Below are 20,663 nucleotides of genomic sequence, written 5' to 3' on the forward strand. Positions count from 1 at the left end.
CACCCTCAGCCCACCCCGTACCATCCGCAGCCGCCGCAAACGACTTGCACCGACCATCCACCGCCAACCCCCGCTGCCGCGAGAACTCCACGAACATGCCTGGCGTGGCCATGACCGTCACGCCGCCGGCCAGCGCCATGCCGGACTCGTGGGCGCGCAGGGAACGCATGGCCGTGTGGAGCGCCACGAGCGACGAGGAGCAGGCCGTGTCGATGGTGAGGGCGGGTCCGGTCAGTCCGAGGTGGTAGGCGATGCGCCCGGAGATGACACTGGCCGTGGTGCCGGTCAGGACGTGCCCCTCCACGTCGGGGGAGGCCTCGTGCATCCGGGGTCCGTAGTCCGGGGCCATCGCGCCGATGAACACGCCGGTGCGCGTGGAGTGGAGGTCGCGCGGATCGAGCCTCGCCCGCTCGACGGCCTCCCAGGCGGTCTCCAGCAGCAGCCGCTGCTGCGGGTCCATGGCCAGTGCGTCCCGGGGCGAGATTCCGAAGAAGGCGGCGTCGAAGTCGCCCACCCCGCTCAGGAATCCGCCGTTGCGGGTGTAGGTGCGCCCGGAGCTTGCCGGGTCCGGGTCGTAGACGTCCTCGTCCCAGCCGCGGTCCGTGGGGAAGGGCGAGATGACGTCGCGTCCTTCGGCCACCAGCTGCCACAGGTCCTCCGGGGAGGTGACCCCTCCGGGGTACCGGCAGGCCATGCCGATGATGGCGATGGGTTCGTCCTGCCGGACCCGGCGGCGCGTCGGTGCCGTCCGGGCGGGGGCGTGTCTCGGCTCCCGGACGACTCCGTTGCGCAGGTCCTCCAGGTAGCCCGCCACCGCTTCGGGGGTGGGGTGGTCGTAGAGCAGCGTGGCGGGCAGGCGCAGACCGGTCGCCTCGGCGAGCCTCGCGGTCACGGCCATCGCCGCCTGCGAGTCGAAGCCGAGGTCCCTGAAGGACACGCCCTTCTCGCCGAGGCCTAGCTCCTCGTCGTCGAGGACTGCGGTGGCGTGCGCGAGGACGAGCCGTACCAGTTCCTTGCCTTCCTTGCCTTGCTTGCCGGCCGGCCGCGCTCCGGCCGCCGCGGAGGCGGGGGCCGTGTCCTGGGGCACCGGCGCGCCGTTGCCGGGGCGCGGCCTGCGCACCCCGGGGCCGGTGCGCGGGAAGGCGTAGGGCGGCAGGTCCACCCGGTGTGCGTCGCTGCCGTCGAAGGCGTGCCCCCAGTCGACGGCCACGCCCTTCACGTACGCCTCGGCCAGTGAGGCGGTCAGCCTGCGCCAGGAGGGCTCGGCGTCGCGCAGGGACCCGATGACGGCACAGGACCGGTCCATGTCCGCGGCGGTCCGCATCAGTTCGCCGGCCAGCACCGGGTGGGAGGAGATCTCCACGAAGACGGTGGGACCGTCGTCCAGTACGGCCCGGACGGCTTCCTGGAGGCTGTCCCCGGACGCCAGGTGGCAGGGTACGGAGCCGTCCACGGGTGACAGGTGCACGGGGTACCGGGGCACGGAGACGACGGAACGCACCGCGTCCCGCAGCGGGAGCGACCCCGCGACGCAGGCGGCGGCCTCGGCCCCGCCGGCCTCCGCCACGATCCGGTGCGGGACCACACCGTGGGAGCGCCACACCTCGGCGAGGCACACCGTGTGCGCGAAGCGCACGGCCCGCGCTGTCTCGGGTGAGCCGGCCGCCGAGAGTCCGCGGGCGCCCCGGACCACCTCGCCGAGGTCCCCGTCGGCGAACTCCGCCATGGCCTCGACGCATTCGGCCATCCGGGCGGCGAAGACGGGCGAAGCCTCGCACAGTTCGGCCGCCGACTCGGCGAGGCGGACGGTGTCGCTGCCGTCCCCGGCACCGGGGAAGACGAAGACGGTACGGATGCCGTCAGGTCCGGCGAGGGGTCCGGCGAAGGTGTGCCCGTCGGCCACGTCCCGCAGCGCGGCCAGCAGTTCCTCCCGGCTGCCGCCGAGGGCGACGGCGCGGTGCGCGAAGACGGTGCGTCCGGTCGCGAGGGACCAGCCGATGTCCTGGGGGCGCACGTCGGGGTCGTCCTCGGCCCGGGCGAGCAGGGCCGCCGCCTGGCGGCGCAGTGCCGCGGGGGTGTGTCCCGACAGCGGCCAGGGGATCACGGCCGGTGCGCCGCGGTCCACGGAGGCGTCCCGGTCGTGCGTGTCCCGGTCGAGGGACGGAGCCGCTCGGACGATGTGCCGGACGGACCGGTCGTCCGTGAGCGTGCCGGGGCCGGTGGCCGCCGCCGTGCCGTCCGGGCCGCCGTCGCCGGGCGTCTGCCCGGGGTGGCGCATGTCGAGCAGGGCCTTGAGCAGGTCGGTGATCCCGGCCGTGGGCCGGTCGCCCGCGCGCAGGGCGTCGGGACCGACGACTCCGTGGACACGGTCGCCGTCCGCCAGCGCGAGGCTCAGCGGCTTGAGCACGACGACGGCGGCGCCGGCACCGACGCTGTCGGGACCGTCGGAAGCGGAAGCGGAAGCACCGTCGGAAGCGGAAACGGATCCATCGTTGGAGGCGGAGGCGGAAGCACCGTCGGAGGCGGAGGCGACATCGCCGTCGGCGGGGCGGGGCGTGCCGTGCGGGTCGGGGGGCACGAGCGGCCCCGCCACCAGGGCGAGGGTGCTCTCGCCGCCGCGCAGGCTCTCGCAGGCCCGTTCGAGGGCGGCCGACGAGGAACCACGGCCGACGGTGAGGCTCGGGCCGGCGAGTCCCAGGACCCAGGAGATCCCGGCCGCGCTCGCGTCCTCCTGCGGCGCATCGACGAACACCCCGGCCGGGGCCCCGTACAGGGCGGCGGGGACGATGGCAGCGTTCTCCAGCGCCTCCCAGGCCAGTTCGAGCAGGAGTCGCCGGCGCGGGCCGAGGGCGTCGGCCTCGCGCGCGGTGAACCCGAAGAACTCCGCGTCGAACGGGCCGGCCTCGCCGCCGTCGGTGATGCGCGTGCCCTCCTCGGTGACGGCCCCGGGAGCGCCGGCGTTCACCAGGCGCCGGAAAGCCGTGAGATCGGTCGCGTTCGGTGCCCAGCACGACATACCGACGACTGCGATGCCGTCCACCTGGAATTCGCCGCCGAACGGTTCTTCAGACACTGACTTCTCCCACCGGAACGGTTCTCTCCGAACAATTTCTCCACACCGGTGGAAACCCTAATCAGGCACAACCATGCGCCGGTAACAATGTGTTCTGCCGCGCATGAGGAGCATCCTGTTACCCGCCCCTTCCCGGACCGCACGGACCGCCTGCGCCGTGCTTTTCCGAGCCGGGCCGACGGGCGCCGTACGGACGGGTCGTCCTTTCCGGTGACCTACGGGGCGTCCCACGAGGGGGCACGCCGGATCTCCACCACGGCGCACGACCAGGTGAACCCGGCTCCGATGCCCGCGAGGAGGCACCGTTGCCCCGGCTTGGCACTGCCCGACTCCGCGAGGTGGGCGAGGCCCGCGAACTGGTCGCCGGCGCCGAGGTGCCCCACCGTCCTGCCCCAGGACCAGGTGGTCGCGGCCGCGTCGATGCCCCACGGCCGCAGGAAGGTCTGGGAGAGGCGCCGGCGCCCGAAGTGCGGCAACACGAACCAGTCGATGTCGGACAGTTCGCATCCGGCGTCGTTGAGTGCCCGCTTGAGCACCTCCGACTGGCTCGCCTTCACGCGTGCGACGCTGTAGGAGACGCCCACCTTGTCGATGAAGGCCTGCTTGGTGGCCTCCAGGTCCATCGGCCGTCGGACTTCGAACGGCTCCGCCCCGAAGGGGTCGTCGCCCCGGTGCATCTCCTCCAGTTCCGGCTCGGAGACGGTGCACAGGCTGCGCAGTCGGGCGAAGCCCGGCCGGCGGGAGAGGACGAGCGCCGTACCCCCGTCGCCGTAGACGGTGCCCGGATCCCCGTGCCACCGGTCGAAGCCCGGCGCGCAGAACCGGTCGCCCGTGGTGAGCAGCGCCGAACTGGTGCGCAGACCGCCGTCGAGCATGCCGGCGGCCAGCTCCATGGCCGCCATGCCGCCGTTGGAGAGCTGACGCACCTCGATGGCGGGGCACCGGTTGCCCACCGCCTCACGCTGGATGTACGAGGCGGGGGCCCACAGGTCGTGTCCCTGGTAGTAGACGTCCGCGTGCAGGATCAGGTCGACGTCCAGGGGTACGGTCCCGGAGCGCCGCAGTGCCGTCCGAGCGGCCCGCGCCGCCATCTCCGGCGCCGGCACACCGTCCGAGACCGCGACGGAGGCCAGGTCCGTCTGCCGGGCGAGCCGTTCTTCGAAGTCACCGCGGTCCACGACGTCCGTGACCTTGACCCGCCCGGGTATGTGGACGCCGACTCCGGTGATGTACAGGTCCTCGAACCTCATCGGCCCATGTCTCCTTTCTGCTCCCGAAGGTCCTGGCACTCGGACCCCGACGTCCGCCGGTCCGCGACGTGGTGAGCGCGGACCGGCGGACGGCGGGGCCTCTCGCGCGCTGGGCCGGTGCGACGGGTCACGCCGTGCCGGCCGGTGCGTTCAGAGTGACAGGAAGACGTGTAATCAAGATGGAGGATGAATGGAGGAACATGCTCTGCGGCCGGTAATCGCACGGTAATCGAGGGCGGTTCCACAAAGGTGCCCGGACAGTGGACGTGCGACCTTAGCCTGACGGAATGGAACCTCAAGACCTGGAGATTCTCCGGCAGTTTGTCAAGGATGAACTCGACAGCGAAAGCCAGCAATTGGACACCCTGTCGGAAAAGCCTGCGCGACTGTACGAGGCCTTCGGCGCCACGGGGCTCGCCAACTGGTGGCTGCCCGAGGAGTCGGGCGGCCGCGGATTCTCCCTCGAGGACGGCGTCGAGATCGTCAACGAGCTCGCGTACGGGGACGCGGGTGTGGCCTTCGGCCTGCTCGTGTCGATCCTCGGCAGCAGCGTGGTCCAGCTCTACGGATCGGACGACCTCAAGGCCCGCTTCCTCGTCCCCATGGCGGCCGGCGGAGGCTTCTGCGCCGCCCTGGGCAGCGAACGCGAGGCGGGAAGCGAGCTGAACAGGATCGAGACGGTCGCCGCGCGGTCCGGGAGCGACCTCGTCCTGAACGGTGAGAAGTTCTTCGCCACCAACGCCGACTTCGCCGATTTCCTGCTCGTCGTCGCGAAGTCCGCCGACGACCCGGACGAGTACCTGGCGGTCGTGGTCCCGAGGGACGCGCCGGGGATCGAGATCGTCAAACGCTGGGACGTCATCGGACTGCGCGCCTCGCACACCTACGCGGTGCGGCTGGACGGCTGCCGGGTGCCCGCCGCCAACCGGCTGCCCGGCTCCGGGCTGCGGCTGCTGGAGACGGGGCTCAACGCCAGCCGTACCCTCATCGCGGCGACCGCGATCGGTATCGCCCGGCGGATCCGCGACCACTGCATGACGTACGCGAAGGGCAAGCGGTTCCGCGGGGGCACCCTGCTGGAGAGCCCGGTCCTGGCGCAGAAGCTCGGACAGATGGAGATGCAGATCGACGTCATGAAGAGCCACTGCCGCCGGGCCGCGCGCGAGTACGACGAGATCATGGCGGGACCGGACGCCGCCAAGGTGTTCTCCCGCAACGGAACACTGAAGTCGGCGCTGACCGCCAAGGTCTTCTGCGGCCAGGCGGGCTGGAGCATCGCGAGTGCCGGCTCCGAGATGTTCGGAGGCCTCGGGTACACGGCCGAGCTGCCGATCGGGAAGCTGCTCAGGGACATGCGGTACGTCTCCCTCGTCGAGGGCGGGGACGACGTGCTGCGTGAACTGCTGTTCAGCCGCTACGTGGTACCCGTGTCACGTCGCGCCTGAGAACCGACGCCCGGCAGGTGTCTCCTCGGCGCGGACACCTCGCACACCGCCGGCCCGGCGCGACGGGAACGTCGCGCCGGGTCGGCGGTGACGCATAGTCAGCAGTACCGTCCGTGGCCGATGGTGAGGGTGTCGGCGGCAGCGCTCTCGGCCTGTGCGTCGGTGTGCTCACCGGGGAGGTCGACGGCGAGGTCCACGCCGCCCGGGGGGTGCTCCGTGTTCGCGTCGAGGATCTCGCTGAGGAGGACCATGGCCGGGTTGGTGTTCATGTCGTGGTTCCTTTCGTCGGGAGACGCTCCCCGGCCCCGTCGGCCGCGCCGGCGGCCGGCGAAGCACTCGGACCGTCCTGCCGCGGCTCCGCGTCGGCCGTCCCCGGTGCCGGACTCGGCTCAGAGGACCTTTTCCATGCCGCCGTCGATGAGGTAGTCGGCCCCGGTGATGTAGGAGGCGGCCGACGACCCCAGGAAGGCGATCAGGTTGGCAACCTCCTGCGGCGTGCCCCACCGACCCGCGGTGATGTGGGCCATGGCCGGGAAGTCCCGCGCGAAGTCCTCGAAGGAGTCGACGCCCCACTCCTTGCTCAGCCGGGGCCCGTACTCGTCCCACAACGGCGTCCTGATCAGGCCGGGAGAGACGGTGTTCACCCGGATTCCCCGCTCGGCGAGGTCGTCCGCCAGCCCCTTGGACCACGCCCGCAGGGCCGCCTTCGAGGACGCGTAGAAGTACGGTCCCTGGCTCGGCCACCGGCCGACGCTGGAGGCGATGCTCACCACCGACTCCCTGAGCTGGGGCAGCAGCGCCCGGGTCACCCGGACCGCCGAGTTCAGGTTGAGGTCGAAGCCTCGCTGCCAGACCTCCTCGGTGAGCCCGTCGAGGCCCGTGATCGGCAGACCCGCCAGCCCGCCGACGCCGTTGACCAGGATGTCGACGCCCTCCGGGAACTCCTCGGCGGCCCGCTCGGCCAGCAGCCCGGCGCCCTCGACGGTGGTCAGGTCCCCTTCGAAGGTGAGGGCGCCGCTCTCCTTGAGCTCCGTGGACACCTCCACGTCCGCGCCCAGGACGCGGGCTCCCTCCGCCACCAGCGTGCGGACCACCGCGGCCCCGATGCCCCGGCCGGCCGCGGTCACCACGGCTGTCTTGCCTGCGTACCCGAGATCCATGGCTCACATTCCCCTATCGGTGTCTGAATCGCGTACTGCTCCGGGGCCGGCCGGAACCGGCAGCCGGGACAGCGTTTCGTGTACGCGCTCCTGGACCGCGGGGTCCAGCAGCGCGGTGGGCGGGTCGAGCAGTCCGAAGACCCGCAGACAGGCGAGGGCCAACGGCCCGTCGTAGGTGGCCGCGACCTGGGTCCGGCCGACGAGTTCCAGCACTTCCAGCGTCTGCGCCGTGCGTTCGCCCTGGACGCCGGGAAAGCTGAGGTCGCTGAGCACCGTCATGCCCCAGACCGGGTCGACGACCTGCTCGGTGAGCCGCCGGAAGTAGGCACCCGGCTCCGCCGCCTCCCCCTCCTCCGTCAGGTGGTCGCGGAGCGCCAGGGCCTGCATCGCGGCGAACGCCATGCCCTGCCCGTAACGGGGATTGAGACTGCACACGGCGTCGCCGAGCACCAGGAGCCCGCGCGGGAAGGAGCCCATCTGTTCGTAACGCCGCCGCAGGCCGGCCGGGAAGCGGTAGCGGCGCACCTCGGAGAGGGGCTCGGCGGCCTCCAGGACCCCGTGGATGTCGGGGGCGGCCAGGGACTTGGCGAAGGTGGTGAAGCCCTCGGCGTCGGTGGGCGGGTGGTCGCCGAGCACACCGTAGAGCGTCACGACGGCACGGTCGCCCTCCACCCGCTGGCAGGCGCCCCCGCGCGGCGAGTCGGGGGAGGCGACGATGTTGATGCAGACGTCCCCGGCGAAAGCCTCGGCGGGTGCCCGTACGACGCGGGTGGCGTACCCCACGTCGACCTTGAGCTTCTCCTCCGCTACCCGCCCGTAGCCCTGCTCCTCGAGCCGGGCCGGGGTGCGCGAGCCCCGCCCCGAGGCGTCCACGACGAGGTCGGCCGACAGCTTCCGGCTTCCGTCCAGCCCCAGCAGCACCCCGTCGACGGCGCTCCCGTCCCCGGAGAAGGAGAGACCGGCGACGTCCTGTCCGCCGACCACGGTCACCCGGGGCAGCGCCTCCACGCGGGCCCGCAGACGGCGTTCCCTGAAGGCGCGGGAGCTGATCACGGTGGAGAGCCCGGACTCGCTCCTGACCAGGGGACGGCCGGCGATCACCCAGCGGATGTCCCGGGCGATGTCCGCGGCGTGGGCGCCGCCGGCCACCATCTCCGCGCCGATCCCGGGGAACCATTCCTCCGCGAGTTGGTGCCCCCGGGCCAGGAAGTCGTGCGCGTGTCCGCTCTGCGGAACCCCGCGCCGGTGCTCGTCGGCGGGAGCGTCCCGTTCCACGACGGTCACCCGGCCGAAGACGTCGGCCAGCACCCGGGCGGCGAAGAGACCGGCGGGGCCGGCCCCCACCACGACCGCGTGGCCTTCTGCGCGAGATTTCATGGCGAGCGGCTCCTCGTAGTCGGTGCGCGGCCTTCCGCACTTCTTTTCGCAGCTGTCGGAAGAACGCAGCCAAAGTAGGCCACACCGCTCACAGCACGCCCATCGCGTGAGCACAATTCCCTACGCGTACCGAGTTACCGGCCCATTACCGCCCGCGGTTTCCCCACCGCCCGGGATTCCCTAGGCTCACGCGAACGTGGTGGCACCGCGGGGGCGGGCGGGTATCCGCTTCCCCACACCGGAGGAGAGATTATGGACTCGGCAGCGACGGAACCCCAGCTCACCGAACCGTATTTGACCACCGTGCTGTCGAATTCGGGCCTCGGCGTCGAGTACGTGAGGGGCGAAGGAAACACACTCTTCCATGTCGGCTCCGACGGCGAGGAAATAGCCGTCACCGACTACTGCGGCGGATACGCGTCGCTGATTCTGGGCCACAACAATCCGGAACTCACGGCTCATGCGAAGGCCGTTCTGGACTCCGGGATCCCGGTGTACGCCCAGTTCTCACGGCACTCGGCGGCCAATCGCCTGGCGGTGAAACTCAACGAGATCGTCGCCCGCGAGACGGGAGCCACCGAGCCCTACTTCGCGCACTTCGCCAGCACCGGTGCCGAGGCGATCGAAACGGCCGTCAAGCACGCGGAGTTCGACCGGGTGCTCAAGGCGTCGGCGCTGATGAGCGAGATCGAGGCGCATGTCGAGCAGGCCCGGACGGCGGCCCGGGAGGGCCGCCTGACGGTGGCCGACTCCGCCTGTGCCAGGGTGACGGCACAGGCGCCGCCGGCGAGCACCGCCGGAACGCCGCAGGAGGCCCTCGAACACCTGGTGGGCGCCGTGGTCCGCCACAACGGCGAAGTGGCGGACCGCCCGCCGGCGCTGCTGGCTCTGGAGGGGGCCTTCCACGGGAAGCTGATGGGCAGCGTCCAGCTCACCCACAACAGCGGCTTCCGTTCGGCCTTCGGCCGCCTCGGCGCCCAGGCGCACTTCGTCCCGGCGAACCAGCCGGACGTCCTCACCAAGACCGTGGACGGCATACGGGCGCAGGGGCGCGTCTGGGACGTGGTGGTCACGGACGGCGTCGCCGACGTCGTCGAGCGCGACTACCCCGTGTTCTGCGCGTTCCTGCTGGAGCCGATCCAGGGCGAGGGCGGCATCCGGGCGCTGGACCGCGACACGGCGGAGCACATCCAGCGTGTCAGTGCCGACGCGGACTGCCCGCTGCTGATCGACGAGATCCAGACGGGCCTCGGCCGCACCGGCGCCTTCCTCGCCTCGTCCCTGGTGGGGCTGCGCGGCGACTACTACGTGCTCTCCAAGAGCCTGGGCGGTGGCATCGCCAAGAGCTCGGTCGCCCTGGTGCACCAGAAGCGCTACCGGGGCGAGTTCGAGTTGGTGCACAGCTCGACCTTCGCCAAGGACGGCTTCTCCACGGCCGTGGCACTGAAGGTCCTGGAGCTGCTGGAGGCGGACGACGGCGCCGCGTACCGGCAGGTCGTGGAGCGCGGGGAGATGCTGCGCGCGACCCTCGACCGGGTGCGGGCCGACTACCCGGAGGTCGTCAAGGACACCCGCGGCAAGGGCCTGCTCCAAGGGCTGGAGTTCCACGACCAGTCCGGCTCCGCCGCCCCGACGATCAGCTCCGCCGCCCAGGGCGGATTCCTGGGCTACGTCGCCGCCGGGTACCTCTTGCAGGCGCACCGCGTCCGGGTCCTGCCGACGGCCAGCGCCCCGAACACGCTGCGGTTCGCGCCCTCCCTGCACCTGACACCCCAGGAGACCGAACATCTGGAAGCGGCGCTGCGCGACCTGTGCTCCATGTTCCGCGACCAGGACGAGCGGCGCCTGACGGGCTGACGGCCCGCCGTCCCCGCTCCCCACGGCACGCCGTCCGGTCCCCTTCCCGGGCGGCGTGCCGTCACCGTTGAACCGGTCGTGGGCGATGCCCAGTCCCCCGAGGCACTCGGAAGCGGTGGCATTTTCGTGACGTTCACGGCGTTCGAGGGCTGAACTCCCCAGCCCCGCAAGGACTTTCTCGGCTTCACCTCTTGACGGCGGCGTCGGCCCGGAGCACATTGGCCGCACTCTGAGAGCGCTCTCAAAACTCCCTCCGGGAGCGCGCTCGGGCGTTCCGCTTCCCACTCCCGCATCGAGAGGCGACCCCACATGAGACAGACATCCGGCAACCCGCCCAGACGCCGGCCGCTGCGCCGGGCGCTGGTGGCCGTCGTCGGCACGCTCGGCCTCGCCGCGGCGGCGACGACCGTCACGAGCCCGTCGGCGGGCGCGGCCGTGCCTCCTCCCCCGACCGGCTGGACGCAGGTCTTCGCCGACGACTTCGGCGGCGCGGCCGGTTCCGGCGTGAACACGTCCAACTGGCAGTACGACACCGGCACCTCGTACCCCGGCGGCCCCGCCAACTGGGGCACCGGCGAGATCGAGACGATGACGTCGTCCCCGGACAACGTCTCCCTGGACGGCAGCGGCAACCTCCGCATCACCCCGCGGCGCGACGGCGCCGGCAACTGGACGTCGGGCCGCATCGCGACCAGGCGCGCCGACTTCGAACCCCCGGCCGGCGGCAAACTGCGCGTGGAGGCCCGCATCCAGGTCCCGAACGTCACCGGGTCCGCGGCCAAGGGCTACTGGCCGGCGTTCTGGATGCTCGGCGCGCCCTACCGGGGCAACTACTGGAACTGGCCCGGCGTCGGCGAGATCGACATCATGGAGAACACCCAGGGCCTCAACACCGTCTGGTCCACGCTGCACTGCGGCACCTCGCCCGGCGGCCCCTGCAACGAGACCAGCGGCATCGGCGGCAACGCCCCGTGTCCCGGGACGACGTGCCAGGCCGGTTTCCACACCTACGGAGTGGAGTGGGACCGCTCGACGAGTGTCGAGGAGATCCGCTTCTCCGTCGACGGCAACAATTTCCACACCGTCCGCGAGAACCAGGTCGACGCGACGACGTGGGCGAACGCCACGAACCACGGCTACTTCATCATCCTGAACGTCGCGATGGGCGGCGGCTTCCCGGACGCCTTCGGCGGCGGCCCGGACGGCGGCACCCAGCCCGGCCACTCCATGCTCGTGGACTACGTCCAGGTGCTGTCGGCCGGTGGGAGCGGTACCACGCCGCCCCCGACGGGCGGTGACCGCGACGCGTACGGCACGGTCGAGGCCGAGTCGTACGACGCGCAGTCCGGCACGATGACCGAGGGCACCTCGGACTCGGGCGGCGGGAGCAACCTCGGCGCCCTCGCCAACGGCGACTGGGCGCAGTACAAGGGCGTCGACTTCGGTTCGGGCGGGGCGACGCAGTTCAAGGCCCGGGTGGCCAGCGGCGCGGCCGCCGGGGTCAGCGGACTGGTCGAGGTGCGCCTGGACAGCCGCGGCAACGCGCCGGTCGGCAGCTTCGCCGTGGGCAGCACGGGCGGCTGGCAGTCGTGGCGCACGATCCCGGCGAACATCGCGAAGGTGACGGGCACGCACGACGTGTACCTCACCTTCACCAGCGGCCAGCCCGCCGACTTCGTGAACGTGAACTGGTTCAGCTTCGGCCACTGAGCGGCGACCGCAGGAGGGCGGAGGGGCTCCACACACCGTGGGGCCCCTCCGTCGCGTCCGGACCCGGGTGCGAGTGCGGAGGCGCACGCGGATGCGGACGCGGGCCCGGTCCGCTCAGCGCAGCTCGGCCCGGAAGGCCGCCGGCGTCTGGTCGGTGTGCTGCTGGAAGAACTTGGAGAAGTTCGCCGCGTCCGGGAAGCCGACGGCCGCGCCCACCCGGCCGATCGGCATCTCGGTGTGGGCGAGCAGCCGCTTGGCCTCCAGGACCACGCGCTTGTCGATGAACCCCTTGGGCGTCTCGCCGGTCGCGGCGCGCACCGCGCGGACGAGGGTGCGGCGGGAGTAACCGAGCGCGTCGGCGTAGGCGCTGACGCTGTGATTGGTGGCGAACCCGCGCTCGACCGCGTCCCGGAAGAGGGTGAACGTGCTGTCGCCCGGCGCGTCCGCCCGCCCCTCCCGCGCCGCTCGGGCGGAACTCGCCGCGAGATGGGCCAGGCGCAGCAGGAACGCGGACAGCGTGTGGCGCAGTACGGCGGTGTGCAGGCTCAGCGGGAGTGTCGTCGCGTCCTCGTACTCGCGCCGCAACTGGTCGAGGGCCGCGGTGAGTCCGGCGAGCCGCGCCTCGTCGGGGCGGAGCAGGGGCGGCAGGTCGTACCGGTAGAGACCGGTGGCTTCCACCGTCGCGCGGGGCAGGAAGCCGGGCTGCATGGTGAGCACCGTTCCGCGGTACTCGCCCTCCGGCGCGAAGCGGTGGACCTGGCCGGGACGGATCCACAGCAGATCGCCGGCCGACGCCTCGTACTCGGCGAAGTCGATCATGTGCCGGACGGGGCCGCCGGTGAAGAGCATGACGACGTGGAAGTCGATGCGGTGCACGCGGTGCAGCGGGGCGTGCGCGTGCCAGGTGCGGCCGGCGCCCATGGGCCCGACCTGCATGCCGACGCCGAGGAGGCTGAGATCGACCGGAAAGGGGAACGTTCTGATCCCGTCGCCGCCGCCTTGGTTTCTTTCGTGCGCCATGTCCTTTTCGTACCGTCCCGCCCGTGCGCCCCCTGGCGGGGCGTGTCCCAGTTTCACCACAGGCTGGCACACCACGACCTTCACTCCCAAAAGTCAGACTTTTAAGTTTGAACGCGTCAGACCAGCTACTTCGCTCCGATCGAGGATTTCTTGAAGATGAGCACGCAGACAGTGGACAGCGCGGACCGCTTCGAATGGACCGAGGCCGACCGGCGTGCCGTCGACACCGCCCGGGTCCTGGCGGCCGACGCGGTGCAGAAGGTGGGCAACGGCCACCCGGGCACGGCGATGGCCCTCGCCCCGGCGGCGTACACGATCTTTCAGAAGGTGATGCGTCACGACCCCGCCGACCCCGAGTGGACCGGCCGTGACCGCTTCGTCCTCTCGCCGGGCCACACCTCGCTGACCCTCTACACCCAGCTCTTCCTCGCCGGGTACGAGGTGGAGCTGGACGACCTCAAGGCCTTCCGCACACACGGTTCGAAGACGCCGGGCCACCCCGAGTACGGGCACACGGCGGGCGTCGAGACGACCACGGGGCCGCTGGGCCAGGGCGTGGCCAACGCGGTGGGCATGGCGATGGCCGCCCGCTACGAGCGCGGCCTGTTCGACCCCGATGCCGCCGAGGGCGAGTCCCCCTTCGACCACACCGTCTGGGCGATCGTCTCCGACGGCGACCTCCAGGAGGGCGTCTCCGCCGAGGCGTCGTCGCTCGCCGGTCACCAGAAGCTGGGCAATCTGGTCTTCCTCTACGACGACAACCACATCTCGATCGAGGGCGACACCGTGACCGCGTTCTCCGAGGACGTGCTGAAGCGCTACGAGGCCTACGGCTGGCACACGCAGCGCATCGAGCCCGCCGAGAGCGGTGACGTCGACGTGCACGCGCTGCACGCGGCGCTCACCGCGGCGAAGGCCGAGACCGGGCGCCCCTCCATCATCGCCATGCGCACGATCATCGCGTGGCCCGCCCCGAACGCGCGCAACACCGAGGCCTCGCACGGCTCCGCCCTCGGCGAGGAGGAGGTCGCCGCCACCAAGCGCCTCCTCGGCTTCGACCCGGAGCGGTCCTTCGAGGTGGCCGACGAGGTCCTCGCCCACACCCGCCGGGCCCTGGACCGCGGCGCCGAGGCGCACGCCGCGTGGGACAAGCGCGTCGCCGCCTGGCGCGACGCCGCCCCCGAGCGCGCGGCGCTCTTCGACCGCGTGGTCGCCGGCCGGCTGCCCGAGGGCTGGGAGGACGCCCTGCCGGTGTTCGAGACCGGCAAGGCGGTCGCCACCCGCGCCGCCTCCGGCAAGGTCCTCCAGGCCCTCGGCCCGGTGCTGCCCGAACTGTGGGGCGGCTCCGCCGACCTGGCCGGTTCCAACAACACCACCATCGACAAGAACAGCTCGTTCCTCCCCGAGGGCAACCCGCTCCCCGGCGCCGACCCGTACGGCCGCACCGTGCACTTCGGCATCCGCGAGTTCTCCATGGCCGCGGCGATGAACGGCATCGCGCTGCACGGCAACACACGGATCTACGGCGGCACCTTCCTGGTCTTCTCCGACTACATGCGCAACGCGGTGCGCATGTCCGCGCTGATGCAGCTGCCGGTGACGTACGTGTGGACGCACGACTCCGTCGGTCTGGGCGAGGACGGCCCGACCCACCAGCCGGTCGAGCACCTCGCGGCGCTGCGCGCCATCCCCGGACTGAACGTCGTCCGCCCGGCCGACGCCAACGAGACCGCGACCGTGTGGGCCGAGATCCTCCGGCGCCACTCCACCCACCCCGCGCCGCACGGCCTCGCCCTCACCCGGCAGGGCGTGCCGACCTACGCCCCGAACCCGGACGCGGCGCGCGGCGGGTACGTCCTCGCCGAGGCGTCCACCGGCACCCCCGACGTCGTCCTGATCGCCACCGGCTCCGAGGTCCGGCTCGCGGTGGCCGCGCGGGAGGCGCTGGAGGCGGAGGGCACCGCCACGCGGGTGGTGTCGATGCCGTCCGTCGAATGGTTCGAGGAGCAGCCCCCGGCATACCGCGAGAGCGTGCTGCCGCCCTCCGTGCGGGCCCGGGTGGCCGTGGAGGCCGGGATCGGCCTGACCTGGCACAAGTACGTCGGTGACGCGGGCCGCATCGTCTCCCTGGAGCACTTCGGCGCCTCCGCCGACGCCGAGACCCTGTTCACCGAGTTCGGCTTCACCGCCGAGCACGTGGCCGCCGCCGCCAGGGAGTCCCTGGCCGCCGCCCGCGGCTGAGCCCACCCCCCCTGCGAAGCAGAAAGAGAAGATGATCACTGTGACCGAAGCAACCGCGACAGCGGGAGCGCTGAAGCGCCTGGCCGACCAGGGCGTGTCCGTCTGGCTGGACGACCTGTCGCGGCGGCGGATCGAGTCCGGCAACCTCGCCGAGCTGATCAGGACGAAGAACGTCGTCGGCGTCACCACCAACCCGTCGATCTTCCAGGCCGCCATAGGCTCCGGAGAGGGCTACGAGGAGCAGCTCGCCGACCTCGCCACCCGGGCCGTCACCGTCGACGAGGCGGTCCGCATGATGACCACCGCCGACGTCCGCGCCGCCGCCGACGTGCTGCGCGAGGTGTACGACGCGACCGGCGGGCGGGACGGCCGGGTCTCCATCGAGGTCGACCCCCGCCTCGCCCACGACACCCGGGCCACCGTCGCCGAGGCCCGTCAGCTGGCCTGGCTGGTCGACCGCCCCAACGTGATGATCAAGATCCCGGCGACCGAGGCCGGTCTCCCGGCGATCACCGAGGTCGTCGGCGCCGGCATCAGCGTCAACGTCACCCTGATCTTCTCCCTGGAGCGCTACCGCGAGGTCATGGACGCCTACCTCGCCGGACTGGAGAAGGCCCGGGCGGCCGGCACCGACCTGTCCGGCATCCACTCGGTCGCGTCCTTCTTCGTCTCCCGCGTCGACAGCGAGATCGACAAGCGCCTGACGCTGCTGGGCACGGACGAGGCGCTCGCGCTGCGCGGAAAGGCTGCGCTGGCCAACGCGCGCCTGGCCTACGAGGCGTACGAGCAGGTCTTCGCGGGCGACCGCTTCACCGCCCTCGCGGGTGCGCGTGCCAACCCCCAGCGCCCCCTGTGGGCCTCCACCGGGGTGAAGGACCCGGCATTCCGGGACACCCTGTACGTGGAGGAGCTGGTCGCTCCCGGCACCGTGAACACGATGCCGGAGGCCACCCTGGACGCCACCGCCGATCACGGCGACGTCCGGGGTGACACGGTCACCGGCGGGTACGCGCAGGCCCGGGCGGACCTCGCGGCCGTGGAGCGGCTCGGCGTGCCGTACGACGAGGTGGTGGAGCAGTTGGAGCGAGAGGGCGTGGCGAAGTTCGAGGCGGCCTGGGACGACCTGCTCGCCGCCGTGACGAAGTCCCTCGACAGCAAGGGAGTTGACGGGGAATGAGCGAGGAGCTTCCCGCTACGGCGGTCCAGGAGACCAAGGCGACGAAGGAAGCCAAGGAAGCCCGGACGGCCCAGGAGGCGGCGGGACCGCCGCAGACCGAGGAGGCCGAGCGGTCCCGCGCCGCGGGAGCGGCGAAGGCGGCCGGGCCGGCGAAGGCCGCCCGGAGCGCGAAGAAGACCGGGACGGCCCGCGCCGCCAAGGGAGCGAAGGGCAAGGGCACCGACGGGAAGGGCGTCGAGCCGGTGGCACCGCTCGACTGGAGCAACCCGCTGCGCGATCCCCAGGACCGCCGCCTGCCCCGGATCGCGGGCCCCTCCGGGCTGGTCATCTTCGGCGTCACCGGTGACCTGTCCCGCCGCAAGCTGATGCCGGCCGTGTACGACCTGGCCAACCGCGGCCTGCTGCCGCCGGGCTTCTCGCTGGTCGGCTTCGCCCGCCGGGACTGGGCGGACCAGGACTTCGCCCAGGTGGTGCACGACGCGGTCAAGGAGCACGCGCGCACGCCGTTCCGCGAGGAGGTCTGGCAGCAGCTCTCCGAGGGCATGCGGTTCATCCCGGGCGACTTCGACGACGACAACGCGTTCGAGGAGCTGCGCAAGGCCGTGGAGGAGCTGGACTCCTCCCGCGGCACCAGCGGCAACTACGCCTTCTACCTCTCCGTGCCGCCGAAGTTCTTCCCGAAGGTCGTGCAGCAGCTCAAGAAGCACGGGCTGACCGACGCGCCGGACGGCTCCTGGCGGCGGGCGGTGATCGAGAAGCCGTTCGGACACGACCTGGACAGCGCCCGCGACCTGAACGCCCTGGTCCACGAGGTGTTCGACCCGGAGCAGGTCTTCCGGATCGACCACTACCTGGGCAAGGAGACGGTGCAGAACATCCTGGCGCTGCGCTTCGCCAACCAGATGTACGAGCCGATCTGGAACCGGTCCTACGTGGACCACGTGCAGATCACCATGGCCGAGGACATCGGCATCGGCGGCCGGGCCGGCTACTACGACGGCATCGGCGCGGCGCGCGACGTCATCCAGAACCACCTGCTCCAGCTGATGGCCCTGACCGCGATGGAGGAGCCCGCCTCGTTCGACGCGCCGTCGCTGCTCACCGAGAAGCTGAAGGTGCTGCGGGCCGTGCGGCTGCCGGAGGAGCTGGGCGAGCACACCGTGCGCGGACAGTACGCGGGCGGCTGGCAGGGCGGCGCGCAGGTGCCCGGATACCTGGAGGAGGAGGGCATCGACCCGGCCTCCACGACCGACACCTACGCGGCCATCAAGCTGGGCATCGACAACCGCCGCTGGGCCGGCGTCCCGTTCTACCTGCGCACCGGCAAGCGCCTGGGCCGTCGGGTCACCGAGATCGCGGTGGTCTTCCAGCGGGCCCCGCACTCCCCCTTCGACTCCACCGCGACGGAGGAGCTGGGCGAGAACGCGATCGTCATCCGCGTCCAGCCCGACGAGGGCATGACGGTGCGGTTCGGTTCCAAGGTGCCGGGCACGTCGATGGAGATCCGGGACGTGTCCATGGACTTCGCCTACGGCGAGTCGTTCACGGAGTCCAGCCCGGAGGCGTACGAACGGCTGATCCTGGACGTCCTTCTGGGTGACGCCAACCTCTTCCCGCGCCACCAGGAAGTGGAAGAGTCCTGGCGGATCCTCGACCCGATCGAGGAGTACTGGGCCTCGCACGACAAGCCCGCGCAGTACGCGTCGGGCGGCTGGGGCCCCCGGGAAGCGGACGAGATGCTCGCACGAGACGGACGGAGCTGGCGCAGGCCATGAGGATCGACCTGACCGACACCACGGCAAGCAAGATCAACAAGGCGCTGGTGCAGGGCCGCCGGGCCATCGGCACCCCGGCCGTGGGCATGGTGCTCACGCTGGTCATCGTCACGGACGAGGAGAACGCCTACGACGCGATCAAGGCGGCCGAGGAGGCCTCGCACGAGCACCCCTCGCGCACCCTGGTCGTCATCAAGCGCCACCCCCGCAACCTGCGCGACCGCACCCGCTCGCACCTCGACGCCGAGGTCCGGGTCGGCTCGGAGGCCGGCACCGGCGAGACCGTCGTCCTGCGCATGTACGGGGAGGTGTCCGAGCACGCCGACTCGGTGGTGCTGCCGCTGCTGCTGCCGGACGCGCCGGTCGTCGTGTGGTGGCCGGTGGAGGCGCCGGACAACCCCGCGAAGGACCCCCTGGGCGCCCTGGCCCAGCGCCGGATCACCGACCTCTACTCGGTCGAGCGGCCCATGGAGGTCCTCGAGCGCCGGGTCCGCGCCTACGCGCCCGGTGACACCGACCTCGCCTGGACCCGGCTGACGCTGTGGCGTTCCATGCTGGCCGCGGCCCTCGACCAGGCCCGGGTGCCGGTCACCTCGGCGGTCGTGGAGGCCGAGGCGGACAACCCGGCCGCCGAGCTGCTGGCCCGCTGGCTGGAGGCCCGGCTGGCCGTCCGGGTGCAGCGGGTGATCACCGACGGGCCGGTCGTCACCGCCGTCCGCCTCGGCACGGCGAACGGCGAGATCGTCATCGACCGTCCCGAGGGACCGCTCGCGACGATGACCCTGCCCGGGCAGCCCCCGCGCTCCCTCGCGCTGAAGGTGCGCGCCACCTCCGAACTCATCGCCGAGGAGCTCAGGCGCCTCGACGCGGACGAGATGTACGCCGTCGCGCTGCGCGGCGAGGCCGGCAAGGAGAACCCTGTTCATGTCTGACACCCCCAAGCTCGACCAGCGCCCGGAGTGGACCGCGCTCGCGGACCACAGCAAGGGGACGCTGCCCCACCCGGACCTGCGCGAGCTGTTCGCCCAGGACCCCGGGCGGGCGGAACGGTACGTCGTGCGCGTCGGCGACCTGCGCATCGACTACTCGAAGAACCTCGTCACCGACGAGACGCTGGCCCTGCTCCAGGAGCTGGCCGCCGCGACCGGTGTGTTCGGGCTGCGGGACGCGATGTTCCGCGGTGAGCGGATCAACATCACCGAGGACCGGGCGGTGCTGCACACCGCGCTGCGCGCTCCCCGGGACGCGGTGGTCGAGGTCGACGGGGAGAACGTCGTCCCCAAGGTGCACGCCGTCCTGGACAAGATGGCCGGCTTCGCCGACCGGGTCCGCGGCGGCGAGTGGACCGGCCACACCGGCAGGCGCATCAAGAACGTCGTCAACATCGGTATCGGCGGCTCCGACCTGGGCCCGGCGATGGCCTACGAGGCGCTGCGCGCGTTCACCGACCGCTCGCTCACCCTCCGCTTCGTCTCCAACGTGGACGGCGCCGACCTGCACGAGGCGGTCCGCGACCTGGACCCGGCCGAGACGCTGTTCGTCATCGCCTCCAAGACCTTCACCACCATCGAGACGATCACCAACGCCACCTCGGCGCGCTCGTGGCTGCTCGACGGTCTGGGAGGCGACGAGAAGGCGGTGGCCAAGCACTTCGTGGCGCTGTCGACCAACGCCGAGAAGGTCTCCGCATTCGGCATCGACACGGCGAACATGTTCGAGTTCTGGGACTGGGTCGGCGGGCGCTACTCCTTCGACTCGGCCATCGGCCTGTCCCTGATGATCGCCATCGGCCCGGACCGCTTCCGGGAGATGCTCGACGGCTTCCGCATCGTCGACGAGCACTTCCGCAACGCCGAGGCCCCCGTCAACGCCCCGCTGATCCTCGGCCTGCTGGGTATCTGGTACGGCGACTTCCTGGGTGCGCAGTCGCACGCGGTGCTGCCGTACTCGCACTACCTGTCGAAGTTCACCGCCTACCTCCAGCAGCTGGACATGGAGTCCAACGGCAAGTCCGTCGACCGCGACGGCAACCCGGTGCAGTGGCAGACCGGCCCGGTGGTCTGGGGCACGCCGGGCACCAACGGGCAGCACGCCTACTACCAGCTGATCCACCAGGGCACCAAGCTGATCCCGGCGGACTTCATCGGTTTCGCCCGGCCCGTGGCCGAGCTGAGCGACGGGCTGAAGGCCCAGCACGACCTGCTGATGGCCAACTTCTTCGCCCAGACCCAGGCCCTCGCCTTCGGCAAGACCCCCGACGAGGTACGCGCCGAGGGAGTGCCGGAGGACCTGGTCCCGCACAAGACGTTCCGCGGCAACCACCCCACCACGACGATCCTCGCCGCCGAGCTGACCCCCTCCGTCCTCGGCCAGCTGATCGCGCTGTACGAGCACAAGGTGTTCGTCCAGGGCGCGGTCTGGAACATCGACTCCTTCGACCAGTGGGGCGTCGAGCTCGGCAAGGTGCTCGCCAAGCGCGTCGAACCGGCCCTCACCGAGGGCGCAGACGTGCCCGGCCTCGATCCGTCCACGGCCGCGCTGGTGGCCGCCTACCGTGAACTGAAGGAAGTGCACTGAC

At 71.6% G+C, this 20,663-nt stretch carries 14 protein-coding genes; 8 read left to right on the forward strand and 6 right to left on the reverse strand.

Annotated elements, in window-relative coordinates; translation table 11 throughout:
* Both ACIBCJ_RS12610 and ACIBCJ_RS12615 read right to left on the reverse strand, forming a co-directional pair.
* Nucleotides 1–3,073 (reverse strand): beta-ketoacyl synthase N-terminal-like domain-containing protein (locus ACIBCJ_RS12610; RefSeq protein WP_365978000.1); only part of this gene is annotated, 3,073 nt, incomplete at its 3' end.
* 215 nt (nt 3,074–3,288) lie between these two features.
* A complete protein-coding gene (locus ACIBCJ_RS12615) occupies nt 3,289–4,323 on the reverse strand; it encodes a ketoacyl-ACP synthase III family protein (RefSeq protein WP_365978001.1) in 1,035 nt (344 codons plus the stop codon).
* Nucleotides 4,324–4,610: 287 nt separating this feature from the next.
* On the opposite strand from ACIBCJ_RS12615, the gene ACIBCJ_RS12620 reads away from it, so the two are divergent.
* On the forward strand, nt 4,611–5,768 hold the full coding sequence (locus ACIBCJ_RS12620; protein ID WP_365978002.1) for an acyl-CoA dehydrogenase family protein: 1,158 nt from the start codon (nt 4,611–4,613) through the stop codon (nt 5,766–5,768).
* Between the two features lie 98 nt (nt 5,769–5,866).
* Here the strand turns inward: ACIBCJ_RS12620 and ACIBCJ_RS12625 are convergent, their stop codons facing one another.
* The 3 genes from ACIBCJ_RS12625 to ACIBCJ_RS12635 all read right to left on the reverse strand — a co-directional run bounded on the left by ACIBCJ_RS12625 (nt 5,867) and on the right by ACIBCJ_RS12635 (nt 8,305).
* Entirely contained in the window at nt 5,867–6,037 is a 171-nt protein-coding gene (locus ACIBCJ_RS12625; RefSeq protein ID WP_365978003.1) for a hypothetical protein, read from the reverse strand.
* A 120-nt stretch (nt 6,038–6,157) separates the two neighbouring features.
* Nucleotides 6,158–6,928, reverse strand: coding sequence for an SDR family oxidoreductase (locus tag ACIBCJ_RS12630; RefSeq protein ID WP_362094061.1), 771 nt, complete (start codon nt 6,926–6,928; stop codon nt 6,158–6,160).
* Between the two features lie 3 nt (nt 6,929–6,931).
* Nucleotides 6,932–8,305 (reverse strand): FAD-dependent monooxygenase, encoded by a 1,374-nt coding sequence (locus ACIBCJ_RS12635; protein ID WP_362513920.1) that lies wholly within the window; start codon nt 8,303–8,305, stop codon nt 6,932–6,934.
* Nucleotides 8,306–8,557: 252 nt separating this feature from the next.
* Between ACIBCJ_RS12635 and ACIBCJ_RS12640 the strand changes: the two genes are divergently transcribed.
* Together ACIBCJ_RS12640 and ACIBCJ_RS12645 are read left to right on the forward strand one after the other, a co-directional pair.
* Nucleotides 8,558–10,162, forward strand: coding sequence for an aminotransferase class III-fold pyridoxal phosphate-dependent enzyme (locus ACIBCJ_RS12640; RefSeq protein ID WP_365978004.1), 1,605 nt, complete (start codon nt 8,558–8,560; stop codon nt 10,160–10,162).
* Nucleotides 10,163–10,471: 309 nt separating this feature from the next.
* Nucleotides 10,472–11,872, forward strand: a complete 1,401-nt coding sequence (locus ACIBCJ_RS12645; RefSeq protein ID WP_362094052.1) for a glycoside hydrolase family 16 protein — start codon at nt 10,472–10,474, stop codon at nt 11,870–11,872.
* A gap of 114 nt (nt 11,873–11,986) precedes the next feature.
* On the opposite strand, the gene ACIBCJ_RS12650 is transcribed toward ACIBCJ_RS12645, so the two are convergent.
* Nucleotides 11,987–12,892 carry an AraC family transcriptional regulator gene (locus tag ACIBCJ_RS12650; RefSeq protein ID WP_362513929.1) on the reverse strand — a complete coding sequence of 302 codons (906 nt, stop codon included), beginning with the start codon at nt 12,890–12,892 and terminating at the stop codon, nt 11,987–11,989.
* Between the two features lie 156 nt (nt 12,893–13,048).
* On the opposite strand from ACIBCJ_RS12650, the gene tkt reads away from it, so the two are divergent.
* Genes tkt through pgi form a run of 5 tightly spaced genes read left to right on the forward strand, consistent with a single transcriptional unit; the run spans nt 13,049 to nt 20,662 of the window.
* Nucleotides 13,049–15,133: a transketolase gene (tkt, locus tag ACIBCJ_RS12655; protein WP_362094046.1), complete on the forward strand. Its 2,085-nt coding sequence runs from the start codon at nt 13,049–13,051 to the stop codon at nt 15,131–15,133.
* Nucleotides 15,134–15,164: 31 nt separating this feature from the next.
* Nucleotides 15,165–16,310 (forward strand): transaldolase, encoded by a 1,146-nt coding sequence (gene tal / locus ACIBCJ_RS12660; RefSeq protein ID WP_362094042.1) that lies wholly within the window; start codon nt 15,165–15,167, stop codon nt 16,308–16,310.
* Nucleotides 16,307–18,085: a glucose-6-phosphate dehydrogenase gene (gene zwf / locus ACIBCJ_RS12665; RefSeq protein WP_365978005.1), complete on the forward strand. Its 1,779-nt coding sequence runs from the start codon at nt 16,307–16,309 to the stop codon at nt 18,083–18,085. The genes tal and zwf overlap by 4 nt, the downstream gene beginning before the upstream one ends.
* Entirely contained in the window at nt 18,082–19,017 is a 936-nt protein-coding gene (gene opcA, locus ACIBCJ_RS12670; RefSeq protein WP_365978006.1) for a glucose-6-phosphate dehydrogenase assembly protein OpcA, read from the forward strand. Before zwf ends, opcA begins: the two co-directional genes overlap by 4 nt.
* Complete coding sequence (gene pgi, locus ACIBCJ_RS12675; protein WP_365978007.1) at nt 19,010–20,662, forward strand: glucose-6-phosphate isomerase; 1,653 nt, start codon at nt 19,010–19,012, stop codon at nt 20,660–20,662. Before opcA ends, pgi begins: the two co-directional genes overlap by 8 nt.
* The last annotated feature ends 1 nt before the right edge of the window (nt 20,663 follow it).

Source organism: Streptomyces sp. NPDC051136 (assembly GCF_044455745.1).
Classification (GTDB): Bacteria; Actinomycetota; Actinomycetes; order Streptomycetales; family Streptomycetaceae; genus Streptomyces.

What these genes read in the sequence shown, in the direction of transcription:
- ACIBCJ_RS12635 (WP_362513920.1), bottom strand. Translation starts at nt 8,305, where the DNA reads ATGAAATCTCGCGCAGAAGGCCACGCGGTCGTGGTGGGGGCCGGCCCC.
- tkt (WP_362094046.1), top strand. Translation starts at nt 13,049, where the DNA reads ATGAGCACGCAGACAGTGGACAGCGCGGACCGCTTCGAATGGACCGAG.
- ACIBCJ_RS12620 (WP_365978002.1), top strand. Translation starts at nt 4,611, where the DNA reads ATGGAACCTCAAGACCTGGAGATTCTCCGGCAGTTTGTCAAGGATGAA.
- tal (WP_362094042.1), top strand. Translation starts at nt 15,165, where the DNA reads ATGATCACTGTGACCGAAGCAACCGCGACAGCGGGAGCGCTGAAGCGC.
- ACIBCJ_RS12625 (WP_365978003.1), bottom strand. Translation starts at nt 6,037, where the DNA reads ATGAACACCAACCCGGCCATGGTCCTCCTCAGCGAGATCCTCGACGCG.
- ACIBCJ_RS12645 (WP_362094052.1), top strand. Translation starts at nt 10,472, where the DNA reads ATGAGACAGACATCCGGCAACCCGCCCAGACGCCGGCCGCTGCGCCGG.
- ACIBCJ_RS12630 (WP_362094061.1), bottom strand. Translation starts at nt 6,928, where the DNA reads ATGGATCTCGGGTACGCAGGCAAGACAGCCGTGGTGACCGCGGCCGGC.
- ACIBCJ_RS12640 (WP_365978004.1), top strand. Translation starts at nt 8,558, where the DNA reads ATGGACTCGGCAGCGACGGAACCCCAGCTCACCGAACCGTATTTGACC.
- ACIBCJ_RS12650 (WP_362513929.1), bottom strand. Translation starts at nt 12,892, where the DNA reads ATGGCGCACGAAAGAAACCAAGGCGGCGGCGACGGGATCAGAACGTTC.
- opcA (WP_365978006.1), top strand. Translation starts at nt 18,082, where the DNA reads ATGAGGATCGACCTGACCGACACCACGGCAAGCAAGATCAACAAGGCG.
- zwf (WP_365978005.1), top strand. Translation starts at nt 16,307, where the DNA reads ATGAGCGAGGAGCTTCCCGCTACGGCGGTCCAGGAGACCAAGGCGACG.
- ACIBCJ_RS12615 (WP_365978001.1), bottom strand. Translation starts at nt 4,323, where the DNA reads ATGAGGTTCGAGGACCTGTACATCACCGGAGTCGGCGTCCACATACCC.
- pgi (WP_365978007.1), top strand. Translation starts at nt 19,010, where the DNA reads ATGTCTGACACCCCCAAGCTCGACCAGCGCCCGGAGTGGACCGCGCTC.